Origin of the sequence: Paenibacillus sp. Leaf72 (assembly GCF_001422685.1) — a bacterium.
Classification (GTDB): Bacteria; Bacillota; Bacilli; order Paenibacillales; family Paenibacillaceae; genus Pristimantibacillus.
Window position 1 is genome coordinate 347,111 of record NZ_LMLV01000032.1, and the last position, 19,723, is coordinate 366,833.

General features: G+C 48.4%; 16 protein-coding genes. 12 read left to right on the forward strand and 4 right to left on the reverse strand.

The window, feature by feature from the left end:
- Positions 1-5: 5 nt before the first annotated feature.
- Both ASF12_RS26955 and ASF12_RS26960 read right to left on the reverse strand, forming a co-directional pair.
- A complete protein-coding gene (locus ASF12_RS26955; RefSeq protein WP_056041342.1) occupies positions 6-497 on the reverse strand; it encodes a hypothetical protein in 492 nt (163 codons plus the stop codon).
- A gap of 268 nt (positions 498-765) precedes the next feature.
- Complete coding sequence (locus tag ASF12_RS26960; protein ID WP_056041344.1) at positions 766-1,203, reverse strand: DUF2621 family protein; 438 nt, start codon at positions 1,201-1,203, stop codon at positions 766-768.
- Between the two features lie 102 nt (positions 1,204-1,305).
- Between ASF12_RS26960 and ASF12_RS26965 the strand changes: the two genes are divergently transcribed.
- The 10 genes from ASF12_RS26965 to ASF12_RS27010 all read left to right on the forward strand — a co-directional run bounded on the left by ASF12_RS26965 (position 1,306) and on the right by ASF12_RS27010 (position 14,521).
- Positions 1,306-2,424 (forward strand): deoxyribonuclease IV, encoded by a 1,119-nt coding sequence (locus tag ASF12_RS26965; protein ID WP_056041346.1) that lies wholly within the window; start codon positions 1,306-1,308, stop codon positions 2,422-2,424.
- A 65-nt stretch (positions 2,425-2,489) separates the two neighbouring features.
- Positions 2,490-3,380, forward strand: a complete 891-nt coding sequence (gene purU, locus ASF12_RS26970; protein ID WP_056041348.1) for a formyltetrahydrofolate deformylase — start codon at positions 2,490-2,492, stop codon at positions 3,378-3,380.
- Positions 3,381-3,795: 415 nt separating this feature from the next.
- Positions 3,796-5,814, forward strand: a complete 2,019-nt coding sequence (gene tkt, locus ASF12_RS26975) for a transketolase (protein WP_056041349.1) — start codon at positions 3,796-3,798, stop codon at positions 5,812-5,814.
- Positions 5,815-5,844: 30 nt separating this feature from the next.
- Entirely contained in the window at positions 5,845-6,162 is a 318-nt protein-coding gene (gene ppnP, locus ASF12_RS26980; protein ID WP_046233271.1) for a pyrimidine/purine nucleoside phosphorylase, read from the forward strand.
- 321 nt (positions 6,163-6,483) lie between these two features.
- Entirely contained in the window at positions 6,484-7,413 is a 930-nt protein-coding gene (locus ASF12_RS26985; protein WP_056041351.1) for an ABC transporter permease, read from the forward strand.
- A 12-nt stretch (positions 7,414-7,425) separates the two neighbouring features.
- Positions 7,426-8,307 carry a carbohydrate ABC transporter permease gene (locus ASF12_RS26990; RefSeq protein ID WP_056041352.1) on the forward strand — a complete coding sequence of 294 codons (882 nt, stop codon included), beginning with the start codon at positions 7,426-7,428 and terminating at the stop codon, positions 8,305-8,307.
- Between the two features lie 24 nt (positions 8,308-8,331).
- Positions 8,332-10,035 carry an extracellular solute-binding protein gene (locus tag ASF12_RS26995; RefSeq protein ID WP_056041353.1) on the forward strand — a complete coding sequence of 568 codons (1,704 nt, stop codon included), beginning with the start codon at positions 8,332-8,334 and terminating at the stop codon, positions 10,033-10,035.
- A 98-nt stretch (positions 10,036-10,133) separates the two neighbouring features.
- On the forward strand, positions 10,134-11,903 hold the full coding sequence (locus tag ASF12_RS27000) for a sensor histidine kinase (protein WP_056041355.1): 1,770 nt from the start codon (positions 10,134-10,136) through the stop codon (positions 11,901-11,903).
- Positions 11,904-11,966: 63 nt separating this feature from the next.
- Positions 11,967-13,595, forward strand: a complete 1,629-nt coding sequence (locus tag ASF12_RS27005) for a response regulator (RefSeq protein WP_056041357.1) — start codon at positions 11,967-11,969, stop codon at positions 13,593-13,595.
- Between the two features lie 368 nt (positions 13,596-13,963).
- Positions 13,964-14,521: a DUF420 domain-containing protein gene (locus ASF12_RS27010; protein ID WP_056041359.1), complete on the forward strand. Its 558-nt coding sequence runs from the start codon at positions 13,964-13,966 to the stop codon at positions 14,519-14,521.
- 127 nt (positions 14,522-14,648) lie between these two features.
- Here the strand turns inward: ASF12_RS27010 and ASF12_RS27015 are convergent, their stop codons facing one another.
- Positions 14,649-15,545, reverse strand: a complete 897-nt coding sequence (locus ASF12_RS27015) for an NAD(P)-dependent oxidoreductase (protein WP_056041361.1) — start codon at positions 15,543-15,545, stop codon at positions 14,649-14,651.
- A gap of 225 nt (positions 15,546-15,770) precedes the next feature.
- Between ASF12_RS27015 and ASF12_RS27020 the strand changes: the two genes are divergently transcribed.
- A complete protein-coding gene (locus ASF12_RS27020) occupies positions 15,771-17,120 on the forward strand; it encodes a glucose-6-phosphate isomerase (RefSeq protein ID WP_056041363.1) in 1,350 nt (449 codons plus the stop codon).
- A gap of 24 nt (positions 17,121-17,144) precedes the next feature.
- On the forward strand, positions 17,145-17,780 hold the full coding sequence (locus ASF12_RS27025; RefSeq protein WP_056041365.1) for a YigZ family protein: 636 nt from the start codon (positions 17,145-17,147) through the stop codon (positions 17,778-17,780).
- 199 nt (positions 17,781-17,979) lie between these two features.
- Here ASF12_RS27025 and ASF12_RS27030 read toward each other — a convergent pair whose 3' ends face one another.
- Entirely contained in the window at positions 17,980-19,338 is a 1,359-nt protein-coding gene (locus tag ASF12_RS27030) for a DJ-1/PfpI family protein (protein ID WP_056041367.1), read from the reverse strand.
- Positions 19,339-19,723 lie beyond the last annotated feature (385 nt).

The window sequence follows — 19,723 nt, forward strand, 5'->3', positions numbered from 1 at the left end:
TTCGATTATTGTTTCTCGATTTTCTCCGCCCACATTTGTGTGAAGCCGTCTAAATCTTTTTCAACATATTGGTATTTAATTTTACTTTTCTCTGGCAGCGAATTAATGACATCAAGCAGCTCATCATTAATTTGCAAAACGATGGTGCCGTTTGGCGTATCTACTTCAATGGAGTGGGTGTCGATAAGACCATTGAACACACCCTCACCGGTTTTCAAATCCGGGTTGGCGGTCGGTGTGTCTGTACCTGAGCTGCTTTCTGGCGACGCTTCGCCAGGCTCTGTTACGCTACCGCCATCACTCGGTGATGGTGCCGCGCTTTCCTCTGGTGTTGGGGATACAGTAGCTGGCTGCTCGTCTGTGGCAACCGGGCTGCTGGATGCAGCGGGAGCATTATTGCTATTGCTTGAGCAAGCGGCGGTTGCGAGCATAATTGCTACTAATAGGGAGCTCGTCACCATCAAGCTGCTTTTTTTGGTTTTATTATTTTTTGTCATTGTGAAGCACCTCCTGGCAATATAAACGAAATCTGATCGCAATAGGTTCCAAAAAAAAGAGATCAGAGCGAGCCGTCGCCGTGCTCGTACATGTTCTTACACGGACGAAAGACTCGTTAAACAGCCAGCGCCAGGCTAATCGTTTAATGATAGAACTAAGAGACTGCGACGAAATAAAGTACCGCTAATTTGTTGACAAAACTCCCAAAACCGTTGAGATTTTGTCAACAAAAGCGGGTACTAATTTCCCCGCAGCTCCTAAGAAACGCTATTTGTTGAGCAAATGCTTGAAAGGGCTGTAATCAATGCCTTGCTTCTCGAGAAAGGTAACGAGTACTTTGTAGTCTCTTTTGGGTGTAGCTCGTATGTATCCTTCTACACAATGTGCCCTTGTGACCTCTTTGGCTTCGTATTCAATAGCCACTTGACCGATTTTTGCAGCTATGGAGTGTTTCGCTATATCTCGGAACGCAGATGGGACAGGCGCGACCAGCTCATCAAGAAAAAGCTTCGACTCCTGGGTCCACATGCTGCGGCTTCTGTCCACCCAATAATTTTGCCAATCGAGCTTTGACTTGCCATCCCGCTGAGGGAGCACCTTCAAAAACTTGCGGAACATAAAGAAACCGCCAATTGCCATGAATACGACCATGACGATTGCCCAGAAAATGATGAAATACATAAACCAATCAGGAGCTGATTTCATATCCAATTTTCACCTCATGGATGAATTATAGCGTATTCCTAGATTTATTTCGACATTCCTTGTAAAATAGGTGTGATAAACCGAAAGGGGCGTTATATAACGATGTTGAAAATCGGTTCCCATGTTTCATTTTCGGACAAAGGGCTGCAGACCGCAGCAACGGAGGCCATTTCTTATGGCTCCAGCACATTCATGATTTATACCGGCGCACCGCAGAATACGCGAAGAAAGCCGATTGACACGCTATATATTGAAGAAGGCAAAGCTTTGATGCAAACAGCAGGTATTGATGAGATCGTTGTTCATGCACCGTATATCGTCAATCTCGGCTCCTACAAGGACAGCACTTATAATCTGGCTGTTGAATTTTTGCAGGAGGAAATCCGCCGTACCGCTGCCATTGGTGTGCAAAACATCGTGCTGCACCCAGGCGCTTATACCGACAAGGATGCTGAATATGGCATTGGCCGTATCGCCGAAGGGCTGAATGCGGTGCTGGAAGGCACGAAGGAAACGAATGTCAATATTGCGCTTGAGACGATGGCCGGCAAAGGCACGGAAATCGGCCGCAGCTTTGAAGAGCTGGCAGCGATTATTGATAAGGTGCAAAGCAACAACCGCTTGACCATTTGTATGGATACATGCCATATGCATGATGCGGGCTACGATCTTGTTGATGATTTGGACGGCGTGCTGGACAAGTTTGACAAGCTGGTAGGGCTTAACCGAGTTGCAGTAGTCCACGTGAATGACAGCAAAAATCCGCGTGGAGCGGCTAAGGACCGCCATACGCCGATAGGCTCGGGATATTTGGGCTATGATGCCATCCAATCCATTGTCCATCATGAGGCACTTAAAGGGCTTCCATTCGTATTGGAGACGCCATGGATTGGCAAGGATGCGAAAACGGAGCGTCCGATGTACGAAGTAGAAATCGCCTTGCTGCGCGGAGAAGTCCAGCAGCGGTTTGGCGACAGTTTTCTGGAGGATGTTGCGAAGCTCCAGCAGTTTTTTGCTCCGCAAGGCATTGACCGTGCATTCGTGCTATCGACATGGGAACTGCTCAAGGCGGATGCCAAAGCGAGAAAAGCTGATCCGCGCGAGCCAATGGAGCGGATTTACGACCTCATTATTGAAGGCGGCGTATTGTCGTCAGCACTGACGGAAGAGCAAATAAATCAACGGATTACAGCATGGTTTGCAGGCAAAGCTGTGCTCTAAATATAAAGATTTATAAATGATGAATAGTATGAAGATAATAGTTGAAGGAAGGAAGTTTGAAATACATGTCATCACCATCTATATCGCAGCAGCCGTCCGCCAAGAGCGGACGGGCTCGCATGCTCATTTCCTGCCCAGACCGTTCCGGAATCGTAGCAGCTGTTTCCCATTTTCTATATGAGCATGGAGCGAATATTGTGCAGTCCGACCAGTACACAATGAACCCGGAGGGCGGAATGTTTTTTATCCGCTTTGAGTTCGATTTGGCTGACCTCGACAAGGAGCTGCCCGTATTAGTAGAGGATTTTGCCCGCGTTGCCGACCGTTTCGATATGAAATGGCATACGTTCCGTGCAAGCCGCAAAAAGCGCCTGGCGATTTTCGTTTCCAAAGAAGATCATTGCCTGATGGAACTGCTGTGGCAGTGGAAAGCCGGCGATCTTGACGCCGATATTGCCATGGTTGTCAGCAATCATCCGGATATGCGCGAAATGGTTGAAGGCTTCGGCATTCCTTACCATCACATCCCAGTCACTGCGGATACGAAAGCCGAAGCGGAGCGCAAGCAGATGGAGGTCGTTGCGGATAAAGCAGACATTATTGTGCTTGCCCGTTACATGCAAATTATTTCGCCGAAATTTATCGAGCAATTTCCGAATCGCATTATTAATATCCATCATTCCTTTTTGCCTGCTTTCGTTGGCGGCAAGCCGTATGCGCAAGCTTACCAGCGCGGCGTGAAAATTATCGGCGCTACGGCGCATTATGTAACAGAGGAGCTGGATGGCGGTCCGATTATCGAGCAGGATGTGCAGCGGGTTAGCCACAGGGACAATGTGGACGACTTGAAGCGGATTGGCCGCACGATTGAGCGTGTCGTTCTTGCCCGTGCAGTAAAATGGCATATTGAGGACCGAATTATCGTTCATCATAATAAGACTGTCGTATTTAATTAGGTTTTTCGCGGTTATTTATCAATATTTTTTAATAGGCAAACTGCTCTGGCGGGTGTTACAATGTTCAAAGCCATTGTGTTCAATTGCGCACCACCTATAAGCATGTTGAAAAATGCAGGCTTTCCGCAGGAAAGTAGCTTTTTCAAAATATAAGAATTTATAAGTTTCACACTTATAAATGGGCTTATATTTCACCCTCGAAACGGAAGCTTTGCCGCCAGAGGGCGGCAAAGCCGTTTCACCTTGAAATATAGGAAAGGATATGATTTTCTCATCCTTTCTCTATATTTCTCGGAATGAAACGCGCCGCGCCGTCAGAGGACGGCGAAAGCCGTTTCACCTTGCCATGCTTCTAAAGAGAGAGAAACACTTAAAACAAGAAGACCAGAATGGATTTTTAGGAGGAAACAAGCTAATGACAGTTACTCAAAAATCAGTTGACCAGCTTTCGATTGATACGATCCGTACGCTTGCGATCGATGCGATTGAGAAAGCAAAATCTGGACACCCAGGCATGCCTATGGGTGCAGCTCCAATGGGTTATCAGCTTTTCGCTAAAAACATGGTTCACAATCCGGCTAACCCGACTTGGGTAAACCGCGACCGTTTCGTACTTTCCGCCGGACACGGCTCCATGCTGCTTTACAGCCTGCTGCACCTGTCGGGATATGATCTTCCAATTGAGGAACTGAAAAACTTCCGTCAATGGGGCTCCCTGACTCCGGGTCACCCTGAGTTTGGCCACACAGCTGGCGTTGACGCAACGACTGGTCCACTGGGACAAGGCGTGGCTATGGGCGTTGGTATGGCGCTTGCAGAAGCACAGCTTGCTGCTACTTACAATAAAGAAGGCTTTAACGTAATCGACCATTATACTTATGCCATTTGTGGCGACGGCGATTTGATGGAAGGTATTTCGCATGAAGCGGCTTCCATGGCTGGTCACATGCAGCTGGGCAAACTGGTTGTCCTATATGATTCAAATGATATTTCCCTTGATGGCGAACTGAGCCTGTCCTTCTCGGAGAGCGTTCAGAAGCGTTTTGAAGGTTACGGCTGGCAAGTGCTGCGCGTAGAAGACGGCAACGATCTGGATGCATTGTCCAAAGCGGTTGCAGAAGCGCAAACAGACCATGCTAAACCGACTTTGATCGAAGTTAAGACCGTTATCGGTTACGGCAGCCCGAACAAAGGCGGCAAAGGCGGACACGCAGGTCCTCACGGATCGCCGCTGGGTGCTGAAGAAACGAAGCTGACTAAGCAGTTCTACGGATGGGAAGAAGACAATCAATTTTTCGTACCAGACGAGGTTCGCGCACACTTCGCAGAAGTGAAGAAGCAAGGCGAAGAGTCCAATGCAAAATGGGATGCTTTGTTTGCTGAATACAAAAAAGCGAATCCTGAGCTTGCTGCTCAATTCGAAATCGCAACTTCCGGTTCTTTGCCAGCTGGCTGGGATGCAGACCTTCCGGTTTACACAACAGAAGACAAGCCTGTATCGACTCGCGTAGCTTCTGGTAATGCCCTGAACGGCCTAGCGAAAAATGTTCCTAGCCTTGTTGGCGGCTCCGCTGACCTTGAAAGCTCGACAATGACTCACCTGAAAGGCTTGCCAGTGTTCAAGCCAGGCAGCTACGATGGCCGCAATATTTATTTCGGCGTTCGTGAGTTTGGTATGGCTGCTGCAATGAACGGTATTGCCCTTCATACAGGTCTGAAAGTATTCGGCGGTACGTTCTTCGTATTTACCGACTACCTGCGTCCAGCTATTCGTCTGGCAGCTCTGATGAAGCTTCCTGTTGTATACGTACTGACGCATGACAGTATTGCTGTCGGCGAAGACGGTCCTACACATGAGCCAATCGAGCAGCTTGCTTCGATCCGCATCATTCCTGACCTGACGGTTATTCGTCCAGCTGACGGCAACGAAACTTCCGCAGCATGGGCTTATGCGCTGGAGAACACAAGCAATCCAGTAGCGCTTGTTCTGACTCGCCAAAACCTGCCGATTCTTGAAGGTTCTGTAGATAACGCTCGCGATGGCATTCGCCGCGGCGGATACGTTGTATCCGATGCAAAAGACGGCAAGCCACAAGCGCAAATCATTGCTACAGGCTCCGAGGTTCAACTGGCTGTTGCTGCTCAGAAAGCTCTTGCAGAAGAAGGCATTCAAGTTCGCGTTGTCAGCCTTCCGAGCTGGGATCTGTTCGAGAAGCAGGACAAAGCTTACAGAGATTCTGTATTGCTTCCTGAAGTTAAAGCTCGCGTTGCTATCGAAATGGCTTCCCCATTCGGCTGGGAGCGTTATGTTGGCGATCAAGGCACGATTATCGGTATCGACCGTTTCGGCGCTTCGGCACCTGGCGACCGCGTCATTGCTGAATATGGCTTCACGGTTGAGAACGTTGTAAGCAAAGTGAAATCCGTACTTTAATTTTCGAAATAGAAGGAGATTATACCCGCCATGTCTCAATTTGAAAATGTAACGGTCGTCAAAGAAGCTAACGTTTATTTTGACGGTAAAGTAACAAGCCGCGCTGTATTGTTCGCGGACGGAACGAAAAAAACGCTCGGTATTATGCTGCCAGGCGACTACGAGTTCGGTACGGACTGCGTAGAAATTATGGAAATTCTTGCTGGTGATTTGAAAGTGCTGCTTCCAGGCGAGACGGAGTGGCTGCACATTCAAGGCAAAGGCGAGTTCACTGTGCCTGCCAACACGAAATTCAAGCTTCAAGTTGCGACGGTAGCGGACTACTGCTGCTCGTACATTTACGAATAAGAATCACAAATCAAGGAAAGGGCTGCTTCGCATATGCGGAGCAGCCCTTTTCGTCGTACATTTTTCTTTATAGTCATTTATAGTCGTTCAAGGTCATTTATCGTCTTTCATGGACATTCATCGTCGTCGTTCATGATTGTCCATCACCGTTCCTCCATCCTCCTCCATCCTTTTCATTCCATCTTGCTCCTCATTATTATCCTCACTGGACGTTTCTTTAACTATGCAACATGAATCCTAAAACATTGTTATATCTCCGCGTTGCTCCAGAAAGCTACAATAGCTTCTGTAACCGCTAACAATAAACAAGAAGAAGGTTAAATGGAGGGGAAGCTATTGAAACAAAGAGCGATGCGGAGGTGGAATTTCAAGCTTGTTTGGCCGTTGCACGTCATGCTCATTCCGGGAATTGTCCTTGTTCTGATCTTTTCCTATTTGCCGATGCTCGGACTCGTTATGGCCTTTCAGGAATATAAGCCCCAGCTTGGATTTTTGGATTCCGAATGGATCGGCATGGAAAATTTCAAGCTGATGTTTGAATATCCGGATGCAAGGCAAGTGATATGGAATACGCTGCTGATCGCGGGCATCAAAATTGTAGCGCATCTCATTGTTCCATTCGTTTTTGCGCTGCTGCTCAATGAAGTGCGTAAAATGCTGTTTAAACGGTTTGTGCAAACGCTCGTCTATTTGCCCCACTTTTTATCCTGGGTCATTCTTGGGGGCATTTTGCTCGATATGCTCTCTACAGATGGCGGGCTTGTCAATCAGCTGCTTGCGGTGTTTGGGATCGAGCCGATTTTTTTCCTTGGAGATGGTAATTGGTTTAGATTTACGGTTATTGTCAGCGATGTATGGAAGGATTTCGGTTTCTCGACCATTATCTTTCTAGCGGCGCTTGCGGGTGTTAATCCCGAATATTATGAAGCGGCGCTTATAGATGGAGCGAATCGCTGGCGTCAGACCCTTTCGATAACGATCCCGTCTATTTTGCCCATTACGATTGTGGTTGGGATCTTATCGCTCGGTAACATTTTGAATGCCGGCTTCGATCAGATTTTTAATCTATACAACCCGCTTGTTTATGAAAAAGGAGATATTATCGACACCTATGTTTACAGAGTAGGCTTGCTAGGCGGCGATTTTGGCTTCGGCACAGCGGTAGGCGTGTTCAAGTCGCTAGTGAGTTTTATTTTGATTATTATTTCATACAGGCTTGCCTACAAGCTGGCCAATTATCGTATTTTTTAAGGGGGGAGCGGCATGTTTCATCGTTCAATTTCGTATCGTGTTTTCTCTACATTCAACGTTGCTTTTCTAGCCCTGTTGTCCTTCATGTGTATAGCCCCGCTCCTTCATGTGCTTGCGGTATCGTTCAGTACCGCGGCGGCAGCCGATGCCAATTTGGTAAAACTGTGGCCGATCGGTTTTTCCCTAGATGCTTATAAGTCTACATTGACGAATGTTTTTTTTATCGGCTCTTTTGGAAATTCAATCATCCGAACGGTGCTTGGCACAGCGATTGCGCTCTCCTTGTCGATTCTGATTGGCTACGCCTTGTCTAAAGAGAGCTCTGAATTCAGGGGCAGAAATATATATGCCTGGTTTTTCGTATTTACAATGCTGTTTAGCGGCGGATTGATTCCCGGTTATATCGTCGTACAAAAGCTGGGGCTGCTCAATACGGTATGGGCACTTGTGCTTCCGGGAGCCGTTAGCGTTTATAATACGATTTTATTGATGAATTTTTTCCGCACATCGGTGCCGAAAGCGCTGGAGGAAGCGGCGTTTATCGATGGAGCGGGCCACTTTCGCGCATTATGGCAAATTTATTTGCCGATATCGCTCCCATCACTGGCAACGATTGGCCTCTTTACAATGGTCGGTCACTGGAATGCTTGGTTTGATGGACTTATTTACATGACTCATGCCGAAAAGTATCCTATGTCTACGCTTTTGCAGACGATTGTAGTCCAGCGGGACTTAAGCAGCATGAGTGTCAATGCGGATGAAATGAAGGAGCTGTCGAACCGGACGGTGAAAACGGCGCAAATTTTTATTGCTACGCTGCCCATTATTATCGTATATCCGTTTCTGCAAAAATTTTTCGTTAAAGGGATTGTGCTCGGTTCCGTGAAGGAATAGAGCCATTAAATAGGGGGAGTATCTATGATGAATAAAAGCTGGAGAAAAACGACCGCCTTATTGAGCGCTTTAATGCTGGGTATGACTGCTTTGACCGCCTGCTCATCGGCAGTAAATGAGGAAGCGTCAAATAACGCATCGCAGCCGCAAGCTGTGGAAGCCGCAGCTGAAGCGATGAAAGCGGGCAAATACGAGGAGCCGCTTAAAATCAATATCGTTCGCCAGATGACCACTGATGTGAAGTTTCGCGCCGGGGAGGACATCAACAATAATCCTCATGTCCAGTGGGCCAAGGATACGTTCAATATCGATCTCAATTATTTATGGACGGCTGACAGCAGTGCGATTGATACGAAAATCCGCTTGATTTTGTCCGCAAACGAGGATCTTCCAGATATTATTCAATACCGGGGCTCCCAGGATGTTATTGACGCCTTAATTGATTCCGGCAAGTTCGCTGACGTTGGCGACCTGTTTGACAAGTATGCGGGCGATGCCTACAAATCAGCGATGGCGGAAGACGAAACAGTCTGGTATCCTTATGTTCGTGATGGCAAACGGTACGCAATTCCGATTCTCGATTACTCCAACAATAATGATACCGTTTTATGGATCAGGGATGATTGGATGAAAAAGCTTAATTTGAAGGCGCCGCAAACGATCGAAGAGATGGAAAAAATGATGGAGCTGTTCACGAATGCCGATCCAGACGGCAATGGCAAGAAGGACACCGTAGGGCTGGCTGTTGGCTTGAAAAATGGCATGAACACATGGGGACTCGCTGATGCGGATTTCCTGTTCGGAGCTTACGGTGCGATGCCGGGGCAGTGGAATTTGGACGCCGCGACAGGCAAGCTTGCATACGGCTCGATTGCGCCCGAAGTGAAGACGGTGCTTGCGAAGCTGAAGGAGTGGATGGAGAAGGGCTACATCCACAAGGAAGCGGGATTGCACGATGAGGGCAAGGCGGCTGAATTATTTTCATCAGGCAAGGCGGGAATCGTTGCTGCTCCGTATTGGGCAGGAGGCTGGCCGCTGCCAGCAGTTAAAGAGGTGGATAAAAATGCCGACTACAGCGCATATCCGCTGCCTGCGGGACCGGATGGGAAAATTGGCCGCAGCAAATCGGGTACGGGCAATGGCGTTATTTTAATTAATAAGGACTTCAAGCATCCGGAAGCTTTTTTTATGTATGCCAATCTGTTATATGAACAGCAGGGCAATCCGCAGCCGGGAAGTCCGTTTGAATACGGCTTTAAAGAAGGCTATGATTATATGCTTCAGGATGGGCAGCCAGTCTGGGATGAAGCTAAGTTTCCGGCAGACAAGCCGCTTATGAATGTTGAAAAGTATACCCTGCTGTTTGATGGGGCCCGCATCCCTTCTCTGGTTATGGAGACGATGAACGATTTGGCAAGCGGCAAGGAGCCGGTTACAGCGTTCGAGCAGAAGCAGTCCAGAGGGCTGGATAAAAACATTACCGCGGGTGCTGTCAACTACAGCCAGCGGGAATATGCGATGCCTAATCTGTACATTGGCTCTCCGACCAAAACCTACAAGAAGCGCTGGGATTTCCTGAGCAAAAGCGAGAAGGAAACGTTTAATAAAATCATTTATGGCGGCAGTCCGATTGATTCCTTTGACACGTTCGTCACACAGTGGAAGGCTTCTGCTGGGGACACCATTACCGAAGAGGTTAATGAATGGTATGCCGCTGTTCAAAAATAAGTCATCCAACAATCTAACATCAGGCAAACAACAGAAGCGTCCGTTCCCTTAAGGAGGGGAATAGGGCGCTTTTCTTGCTCAGGGAGGAAGGCTCCGTAATGGAGAAATCAAATATTTTCAAAAAAATATTAGCCATTATGGGGCTGCTGCTCATCCCTATTGTCGGTTTGTATTCCTATTCGAACCAAATAAGCATTCATGTTGTAGAAGAGCAGATCAGGCAAAACAGCGGGGACAAGCTTTCTTTTTTTGTACAGCAGATTGATGCTGAATTCGATCAATATATGATCTCCGTCAATAATTTAGGAATTGAGCCGCTAGTACGCACCTTTATATCGCTGACCCCCTCCAGCACGGATTCCGAGCTGTTTGAGGCAAAGCTGAGCGTGCAGGAGGATTTGGAGATTAAAGGGAAGGCAGGCATCCTGGAGCGTGCTTATACGTTATTTGCGCCCCTTTCAGGAGAAGTAGTCAGTACGCATAACTCGATTTCCTACAAGCAAAAATTCGTCAATATGGTGCACAGAGGCGGGCTCAAGCCTTTCATCTGGACTTATTCCGCAGAGGATAATAGCCGAATACCGAACGCTTTCGTTTATCGAATTGTGGAGCCGCTGTTCGTTTATGAGGATTTGGAGCAAGCTGATCTGGTAGGCGAGATTCGGGTCGATACGAGAGATATTACGGATATGCTGACCCGGTTTAAGGCGGACAGCCCCGGCGACCCGTTTTTATATCATGAAAATGAAGCACCCATCGTTGCGCGTACAGCGGACATGAAGCGAATTAATGAACTGCTGCCTCTGTTTGAGAAAAATAAGGAGGATGTCAAGCAAGGGACTTTTCTAGCCTCGCTGCAAAACGAACAGTATATGATTCTTTATGCCAAGTCGGAGGCTACAGGCTGGTATTTAATCGAATACATGCCGCTGGAGAACATTCTAACCCCGATAACCTCTAGCCGAAATTGGTTTTGGCTATCGCTGAGTTTAATCTTGCTTATTAGCGTGTTATCCGCGTTTTTGCTTTATCGTAATGTGCAGGTTCCGATCCGGGAGCTGTATTTGGCCGCCAAGCGACTGCGCAGGGGCGATTATTCCGTACGTGTTGGCAGCCGCAAGCATGATGAATTCGGTTATTTATTTGAACAGTTCAATTTGATGAGCGAGCAAATCCAGCATTTAATCAACAGCATCTATGCGGAGAAGCTGCATGCCAGAGAAGCTACGCTGAAGCAGCTGCAATCGCAAATTAATCCGCATTTTCTATACAATTGTTTATTTTTTATTAAAAATATGACGCGCATTGGCGAGCGGGACGCGGTAATGGCAATGGCGGTCAAGCTTGGCGACTATTACCGCTATACAACGCATGTAGATCAGCAGGAAACGACGCTGCGCGAGGAAATCAAGCTGATCCACAACTATTTGTCGATTCAAAATATGAGAATGGACCGCATCCATTTTCAAATAAAAATTCCGGATGCGATGCTGGAGCTCAATTTGCCGAGGCTAATCGTGCAGCCGATTATTGAGAATGCCATTATTCATGGCATAGAGCCGAGAGAAGGGGCAGGCATGATTAGGGTATTTGGCTTAATCGGCGAGCAGGGATATGAAATCGTATGTGAAGATGATGGTGTGGGTCTCAGTGAGCAGGAGCTGCGGCTGCTGCGGCAGAAAATCAGCTCTAATGCGGTGCTGGACGAGAGCTGCGGCCTGCGCAACGTCCACCAGCGGCTTGTTCATAAATACGGCGGAACGTCGGGCCTCACGCTGGAGCAGTCCGCTGAAGGGGGCCTTCGCGCAACGATACGGTGGGAGTGCCCTTCCAAGCGAACGCGAGTGAGAGCGAGCGGGAGTGTATGAGTGAGCGAATGAAGGCTGCACAGGACGCTGTAAGTATGTCGGGAGAAAAAAGGAGATTCGGCCATGTACCAGCTTTTGATCGTTGATGATGAGCGTTCCGTAGTTGAAGGAGTTGCGGCAACACTGCTTGAATACGGTATGGCCGACATTGAGATTCATAAAGCTTTTTCAGCTTCGGATGCGCTGGCCATTATGCGCAAATGCTCCATTGATCTGATGATTACGGATATACGGATGCCGGGCATTTCCGGCTTAGAACTGATGGAGCGCGTGCGCAAATCGTCAGGCTCGACCGCTGTCATTTTGCTGACAGGCTATGCCGAATTTGAATATGCAAAGCAAGCGCTGACTAGCGGCGCCTCTAATTATTTGCTCAAGCCGGTCAATGACGAGGATTTGATTAGCGCAGTTAAGAAGGTGCTGCTGGCTGTACAGAAGGAAAAGGAAGCAGCCATTTCGCGTGATAACACACAGCGGGCATTACGGGAAAATTTGCCGCTGCTGCAGCGGAATTTGCTGATTGATTTGCTCGAAAATCGGGCGATCACACCAGTTGCTTTAGAAAAGAGGCTCCAGAAGCTCGCGCTTCCTTTCTCGCTGGAGCATGCTGCCAGTTTGCTGCTCATCCGTTTGGAGGAGCCTTTTTTCCAATATGGGCACAATGATCGGGCTTTGCTCGAATATGCGGTCGGCAATATTGCCGAGGAGGTGCTCAGCGATTTTTATCAAATATGGATGTGCAGCGATTCACGTGACTATTTGGCCGTCGTGGTGCAGGCTTTGGATGGAAGCAGCAGCATCGCTGGCGCAATGGCGGAGCAGGAGCTTATGCGTCGCTGCCTATATTTACAGGAGCAGGTGCAGCGATATTTGAAGGGGTCAATCTCGATTGTCATTAGTGCTTGGGGGCCGTTTCCCGAGCATTTGTCATCCTCCTATCATCTGGCGCTGACGGCTTATCTCAAGCATATTGGCGCTGGCAGGGGATTGTTTCTCTCGCTCGGCGAGCAGCGTGTGCTGGCGCCGGTCCGTACATTCAAGCATTTGTATGAGCCGCCGCTGCTGCCAGATCTGCTGGAGTCGGGGAGATGGGATTCCTTTATGGAGAAGCTGGGCTTGATTTTCGATGAGCTTGAGACCGAGTTTGATGGCTCTGCGGAGCATTCATTGGAGGTTTATTGTGCCGTTACAGGCACACTTAGCTTTATTGCGCATAAAAGCGGGTATGGCTTGTTTGACTTTTTGGAAATAGAGGAACAGCACATGATGGCATTCGAGTCTTTAAGACAGCAGCGGATGCTGCGGGATAAGCTGCTGAGATTGGCGGAAAACATGCGCAGCGCGCTTGAGACTGAGGCAATGGGCAGCCAATCCAGGCTCATTAAGAAGGTGCAGCGATTCATTGACGAGCAGCTTGCACATACGATTTCCCTGACGATGATCGCAGAGCATGTTTTTTTGCATCCCGTGTATCTCTCTCAAGTGTATAAGGCGGCAACCGATGAAAGCTTGAGCGATTATATTCAGCGAATACGCATGGAGAAATCAGCCTATTGGCTCCGCAACTCAAAGCTGAAAATCTATGAAATCGGCAGTAAAGTCGGCTACCAGAATGCGCCTTATTTTATCAAAGTATTCAAGAAGGTGTACGGCATGACCCCGCAGGATTATCGGGAGCTTCATTCGGTATAAGCTGCGTTGTCCCCGGATCGAGCTTCATATGTGTCAACTTTTCTAATTCATGCCCAGAATTCGATTTTTTGTGACATAAACGTCTGAAAAATCTTCCTTTGGCATGGCATAATCGGAAAGGAAGCTGTTGTTTTCCGCTTGAAATATAGGAAAGTATATGATTTCACCATACTTTCTCTATATTTCGCGGACTGAAACGCGCTACGCCGCCAGAGGACAGCGATAGCCGTTTCACCTTGAAATATAGGAAAGTATATGATTTTTCATCCTTTCTCTATATTTCGCGGACTGAAGCGCGCTACGCCGCCAGAGGACGGCGATAGCCGTTTCACCTTGAAGATGAAGCATATTTGTAGGAGGAAGAAGCGATGAATAAAAGGGAACAGGAGCAGTCGCTTAAACTGCTGCCGGACAAAAACTATACGCCGCTGATTGCGATTTTGACCGTTGTGATCGTAGGGCTTGTGACGGTGCTGTTTTTTCTGCCGGCCTATGACGGGGAGCTTGGCTTCAATGTGAAGCTGCTGCCGCTGCTCAATGCGATTTTTAACTGCTTTACGTTTATTGCTCTGGTCGTCGCTTTAGTTGCGATAATCAAAAAGAACATCAAGCTGCATCGCCGTTTTATTGGAGCGGCATTCGTCTCGACGACCTTGTTTCTGGTGTCCTATGTGACCTACCACTACCTGACGGAATCGACGAAATACGGCGGTGAAGGGGCGTTGAAAAACATTTATTTCTTCGTGCTGATCACGCATATTTTACTGGCAATCGTCGTTGTGCCGCTGGCGCTCATATCTGTAGCCAGAGGCCTCTCGATGCAGGTGGAGCGCCACCGCAAAATCGCGAGATGGACGATGCCCATCTGGCTCTACGTCAGCTTTACGGGTGTTGTCGTGTATTTGATGATATCGCCATATTATTAAGGAGGAGCGAATGACCGCTTCGCCTTGCAAAAATAAAACCGGGTACGGCATGTCTCTTTAGAAGGACAAGCCGTACCCGGTTTTATAATCAAAGGAATATATAAGGCAAGCCTGGCACGCAAGAGGCCTACAGGCTGCCGCCGCCGAGCTTGCGCCCGATATACTGCTCGTAAGCTTGCGCTACGGCGCACATATCCAGCTCGCTCAGCCCCATCGATTCGCCGACCTGGAACATGCTCTTCGCCGACTCAAGCAGCGGGGTAGGCACACGCAGGCTGTCTGACAGCACGGAGGACAGCTTGAGATCCTTGAGCATCAGCTCCAGTGAAAATTGCACATCGTAGTTGGCATTGATCAGCTTAGGGCCTTTCAGCTCAGCGGATTTGCTCGATGCGCTGCCGGCCTGCACCAGCTCTAGAAACGCATTGCTGTCGAGCCCGCCGCTTGCTGCAATCGCCATGCCTTCTGTCAGGGCCACAACGTTGATGCCGACAATTGTATTATGCGCCAGCTTGGCGATGGAGCCGCTGCCGTTTAATCCCATATAGATGAGCTTGCCGCCCATTGCCAGCAAAATGTCGTCATTGGCGTCGAGCACCGCCTTGCTGCCGCCAATCATAAATACAAGCGTTCCCGCATCGGCTGCCGGCTTGCTGCCTGTAACCGGAGCATCGAGGAACGAGGCGCCTTTCTGCTCGGCGGTTGCCGCTAGCTCGCGCGCCAGGCTTGGCGAGATGGTGCTGCTGTCGATAAGTACAGTTCCGGAACGGACGGCGCTGAAAATCCCATTTTCACCATAATAAACGTCCCGCACTGCTTGATCATTGCTGATCATCGTAATGACAACGTCATTGCCAGCGGCTGCTTCAGCTGGAGTCAAGGCTTCTGTGGCGCCAAGCTCGATAAGCGCTGCCGCTTTTCCGGGTGTACGGTTGTACACGGTGACACTGTAGCCTTTGCGCAGCAGGTTCGCCGCCATTCCCATACCCATTACACCAAGTCCGATAAATGCTGCTGTTTTCATCAAAAGGTTCCTCCCATGGCTAGCGTTTTCCTTTCATTATACGGTTTCTTCACCAAGATTTCATTGTTATAAGCTTGTTTTTATAGTTTAAATCCGATATTGTAGATTTTGACGCTATATATGATGTTGATTATCAGTGGGGGAGCTTGAGCCTCGCCGTTAGTCGTACAATATTTTGAAAACGGCTGAGATGCTGTTTATATTCCTAAGGAGGCTTATTTGTTTATGAGTAAAACGGTACATTTCGATTACAGCAAAGCACTAACTTTTATTGGGCAAAATGAGATCGACAACTTGACGCAGCAAGTTCGCCTTGCGCATGACCAACTACATAACGGCACGGGTACAGGCTCTGACTACCTGGGCTGGATTGACCTTCCTGAAAATTATGACAAAGCAGAATTCGCCCGTATTAAGCAAGCGGCTGAAAAAATCAAATCGGACTCCGAAGTGCTGATCGTCATCGGCATCGGCGGTTCTTACCTGGGCGCGCGTGCAGCGATCGAAATGCTGTCGCATTCCTTCTATAACCTGCTGCCGCATGAGCAGCGCAAGACGCCGCAAGTGCTTTTTGCCGGCAACAACATCAGCTCCACTTACGTGACGCATTTGACGCAGCTGCTTGAAGGCCGCGACTGGTCAATCAACGTTATTTCCAAATCCGGCACAACGACTGAGCCAGCGATCGCTTTCCGTCTGTTCCGTGAACTGCTGGAGAAAAAATACGGCAAGGAAGCTGCCCGCAAGCGTATTTATGCAACGACGGACAAACAGCAAGGCGCGCTCAAGAAGCTCGCATCCGAAGAAGGCTACGAGTCGTTCATCATTCCTGATGACGTTGGCGGCCGTTATTCCGTATTGACAGCTGTAGGCTTGCTGCCAATCGCAGCAGCTGGCGTTGATATTGATGCAATCATGAAAGGTGCGGCTGACGCTGCCAAAGAATACAGCAACCCGAATCTGGCTGAAAATGAAGCCTACCAATACGCGGCTGCCCGCAACTCGCTGTATCGCAAAGGCAAAACAACTGAAATTCTCGTGAACTACGAGCCTTCGCTTCACTTCGTATCGGAGTGGTGGAAGCAGCTGTTTGGCGAGAGCGAAGGTAAAGACTACAAAGGGATTTACCCTTCCTCTGTTGATTTCTCGACAGACCTTCACTCGATGGGCCAGTTCATCCAAGAGGGCAACCGGAACATTTTCGAAACCGTTATTCAAGTGAAAGAAGTGTCCGAGCATATTTCGATCGGCCATGACGATGCGGATCTGGACGGCCTGAACTTCCTGACGGGCAAAACGATGGATTTCGTCAACAAAAAAGCATTTGAAGGCACGCTGCTTGCGCATACTGACGGACAAGTTCCTAACTTTATCGTCAACATTGCGGATTTCTCGCCATACACCTTCGGCTACCTCGTTTATTTCTTTGAGAAGGCTTGCGGCATCAGCGGCTACCTGCTCGGCGTAAATCCGTTTGACCAACCGGGCGTAGAAGCATACAAGAAAAACATGTTCGCGCTGCTGGGCAAACCGGGCTACGAGAAGGAGAAAGCGGAGCTGGAAGCGCGCCTGTAGGCGTCGTTTCAGGCAGCATTCCTGATGAAGCTTGAACGTTACCGAACGGTTAGGCAGCAGGCCCACGCCGAAATTGTCATCAAGCGCTCGCGATTTATTGGCTATGCAAAGCCGGTAGAGACCGAGGAAGAAGCGGTGCAGTTTATTGACGAAATCAAGCGGCTGCACAAAACCGCGACGCATAACTGCTCCGCCTATATGGTGGGGGAGCGCGACCAATTCCAGAAGCAGTCTGACGACGGCGAGCCTAGCGGCACGGCGGGCAAGCCGATTTTGGAGGTCATTAAGCACAAGGGTCTCAAAAATATCGCCGTCGTCGTCACCCGCTATTTTGGCGGGACGATGCTAGGCGCTGGTGGACTCGTCCGTGCTTACACGGACGGCGCAGTTGCCGGAATCGAAGCAGCCGATGAGATCGTCAACGTCCTGCACCGCGAGGTGCGGGTTTCCGTTGACTATACTTGGTATGGCAAGCTGGAGAACGAGCTGCACGGCCGTGGCATACGCGTAGGCGGCACGGCGTTTACCGACCGCGTCATCGTCAGCTGTTTGCCGGTGGAGCCGGAGGCGGAAGCTTTTATCGCGTGGATGACGGATTTGACGCAGGGCCAAGCCGAGATAGAAGCAGGCGATAGCGTCTATTATATTGAGGGCGAATAAAACAAAATCGCCTTGCTTTCAAATTTTTGAAAAAAGCGCCTTATTCATAAACCCATCTGATGGGGATAATGAATAAGGCGTTTTTGCCGTTATCTGAAGCGGTTCAAAGCCGAAATTTTTAGCGCTTAATGAAGTATATAACGAAGGCACAAAGCTTTGTAACAATCATGCTAATGAGATTTATTTCAATAGGGTGGGCTTATTTCTGCTGTCTTGTTTTCTTTGCAAAAAATCGTCTGTCTATATAATAAGCTGCCAGCAAGGAAAGAAGCATAATGAAGGCAGGGACGGCGAATGCCTCAAACGAAAAGGAAGCCCCTTGCAGGTTTAGATGCTCGGTCGCGCGGTATTCCAGACGTTTGGCGGCGAATTGGGCTGTACGCACATCTTCTTGCTTTGCCAAGTCTTCAAAGGCGGACTCCATAGCAAACTGTTCAGCTTTGCCTTCATGCAGCATGAGTAGTGGCGTGTCCTTGTTGCCGGAGCTCCAGAGTTCGATGTCCTGCTCCGCTTCAGTTTGGGCTTCCGATCCGACAACGATCATTTTATCCAGCTTCGGCGCACGATTTATTGCGTTTCTGGCAACCAGAGTCAAATGATGCTTGGAGATGATTGGATCATTAAAGCTGGATACCGTTATCGTCTTCGTCGTCCCGGATGCCGAATAAGTGTCGAATGCCGCTGACAATGCCAATTCATCAACACCGTTGTATAATAGGACGCCCGCTTTAACTTTATTCCACTGATAAGCATTGTTAACTACATATGTTAAATCACTAAGTCCTGTTGAGAAAGGATCCATTTCCGGATTTTGCACATAGGCGTAGGATGGATAATTCATTTCGGCAGCTACCTTTGCGGCTGCGGGCTCTCCCAATTGCTGCGAGATCACATACAACGTTGCATCGATACCGGATGTAAGACCTGCTGAGGACACGATATGATCGACAGGGACATAGCGCTGATCCTTCTTCCAGTCAATATCGGGATACGTCTTAATCAGCCTGCCAATATCACCCCAATGTGTCGTAGCAGATTTGCCACTCAGCAAGCCGGTGTCAGCCAAGTTCTCCGCTCCATTGCAGATGGATAGCAAGATCGTTTGGTCGCTTGCATGCTTTTTTATCCATTCGCGAACCGGGGCATATTTATTTTCGTCCAACATGGGCATGAATGGAATGACAATGATATCCGGACTTCCATTCAGCAAATGGTCCATTTCTTCGAATGAATAATGCGGCACAACATCAAGGCCCCCTGTTAATGATTTGATACCACGGTCGGGTGCAACTCCGTAAACGTTATAGGCTTCCGTCATCGCGAACATTTCATAGGGCACTAGGAAATCAAAAACCTCGGTAACTTCCGCAGCGAGAAGAACGGCTACTGTAGGCTTGCCCGAATCGTAAGGGAGGGCCTGAACATTTTGCAGAGAAGGAGTATTTTTATCGTAAAGCGACATGACATCATTCATTGTATACACATAGCCGGCAGCACCGGCAACTCCTACAGGTACAACTAACAAGCACAAGCAAACGATAATTCTCAGAACGACTATAGTCCAGACATCAAAATTGGCAATAACTCGAAGGAGCTATTTTCGGAGGAATCCTTTTGAGACATCGGAATCGAAGAAATCAAAGGGAACAGCGATCATAAGCCAAGCCTTTCACGCAGCGCAGACCCCATTTCCAGCAATCCATTGAACTCCACAAATAAAAGGCCAATTTAGCATTGACTTGGACTAATATGATCTGCTAAATTGATAATACCAAGTTTGTTAATAGGGATTATCTTTTTTTGAAATATAAGCATTTATAAGTTTCACAATTATAATGAGCTTATATTTCATCGTGAAACGGTAGCTTTGCCGCCAAAGGATGGCGATAGCCGTTTCACCTTGAAATATAGGAAAGGATGTCGTAACGCTATCCTTTCTCTAT

Bases quoted from the DNA above. Each gene is read 5' to 3' on its own strand.
- ASF12_RS26955 (WP_056041342.1), bottom strand. From the start codon at position 497: ATGACAAAAAATAATAAAACCAAAAAAAGCAGCTTGATGGTGACGAGC.
- ASF12_RS26960 (WP_056041344.1), bottom strand. From the start codon at position 1,203: ATGAAATCAGCTCCTGATTGGTTTATGTATTTCATCATTTTCTGGGCA.
- ASF12_RS26965 (WP_056041346.1), top strand. From the start codon at position 1,306: ATGTTGAAAATCGGTTCCCATGTTTCATTTTCGGACAAAGGGCTGCAG.
- purU (WP_056041348.1), top strand. From the start codon at position 2,490: ATGTCATCACCATCTATATCGCAGCAGCCGTCCGCCAAGAGCGGACGG.
- tkt (WP_056041349.1), top strand. From the start codon at position 3,796: ATGACAGTTACTCAAAAATCAGTTGACCAGCTTTCGATTGATACGATC.
- ppnP (WP_046233271.1), top strand. From the start codon at position 5,845: ATGTCTCAATTTGAAAATGTAACGGTCGTCAAAGAAGCTAACGTTTAT.
- ASF12_RS26985 (WP_056041351.1), top strand. From the start codon at position 6,484: ATGGAGGGGAAGCTATTGAAACAAAGAGCGATGCGGAGGTGGAATTTC.
- ASF12_RS26990 (WP_056041352.1), top strand. From the start codon at position 7,426: ATGTTTCATCGTTCAATTTCGTATCGTGTTTTCTCTACATTCAACGTT.
- ASF12_RS26995 (WP_056041353.1), top strand. From the start codon at position 8,332: ATGATGAATAAAAGCTGGAGAAAAACGACCGCCTTATTGAGCGCTTTA.
- ASF12_RS27000 (WP_056041355.1), top strand. From the start codon at position 10,134: ATGGAGAAATCAAATATTTTCAAAAAAATATTAGCCATTATGGGGCTG.
- ASF12_RS27005 (WP_056041357.1), top strand. From the start codon at position 11,967: ATGTACCAGCTTTTGATCGTTGATGATGAGCGTTCCGTAGTTGAAGGA.
- ASF12_RS27010 (WP_056041359.1), top strand. From the start codon at position 13,964: ATGAATAAAAGGGAACAGGAGCAGTCGCTTAAACTGCTGCCGGACAAA.
- ASF12_RS27015 (WP_056041361.1), bottom strand. From the start codon at position 15,545: ATGAAAACAGCAGCATTTATCGGACTTGGTGTAATGGGTATGGGAATG.
- ASF12_RS27020 (WP_056041363.1), top strand. From the start codon at position 15,771: ATGAGTAAAACGGTACATTTCGATTACAGCAAAGCACTAACTTTTATT.
- ASF12_RS27025 (WP_056041365.1), top strand. From the start codon at position 17,145: ATGAAGCTTGAACGTTACCGAACGGTTAGGCAGCAGGCCCACGCCGAA.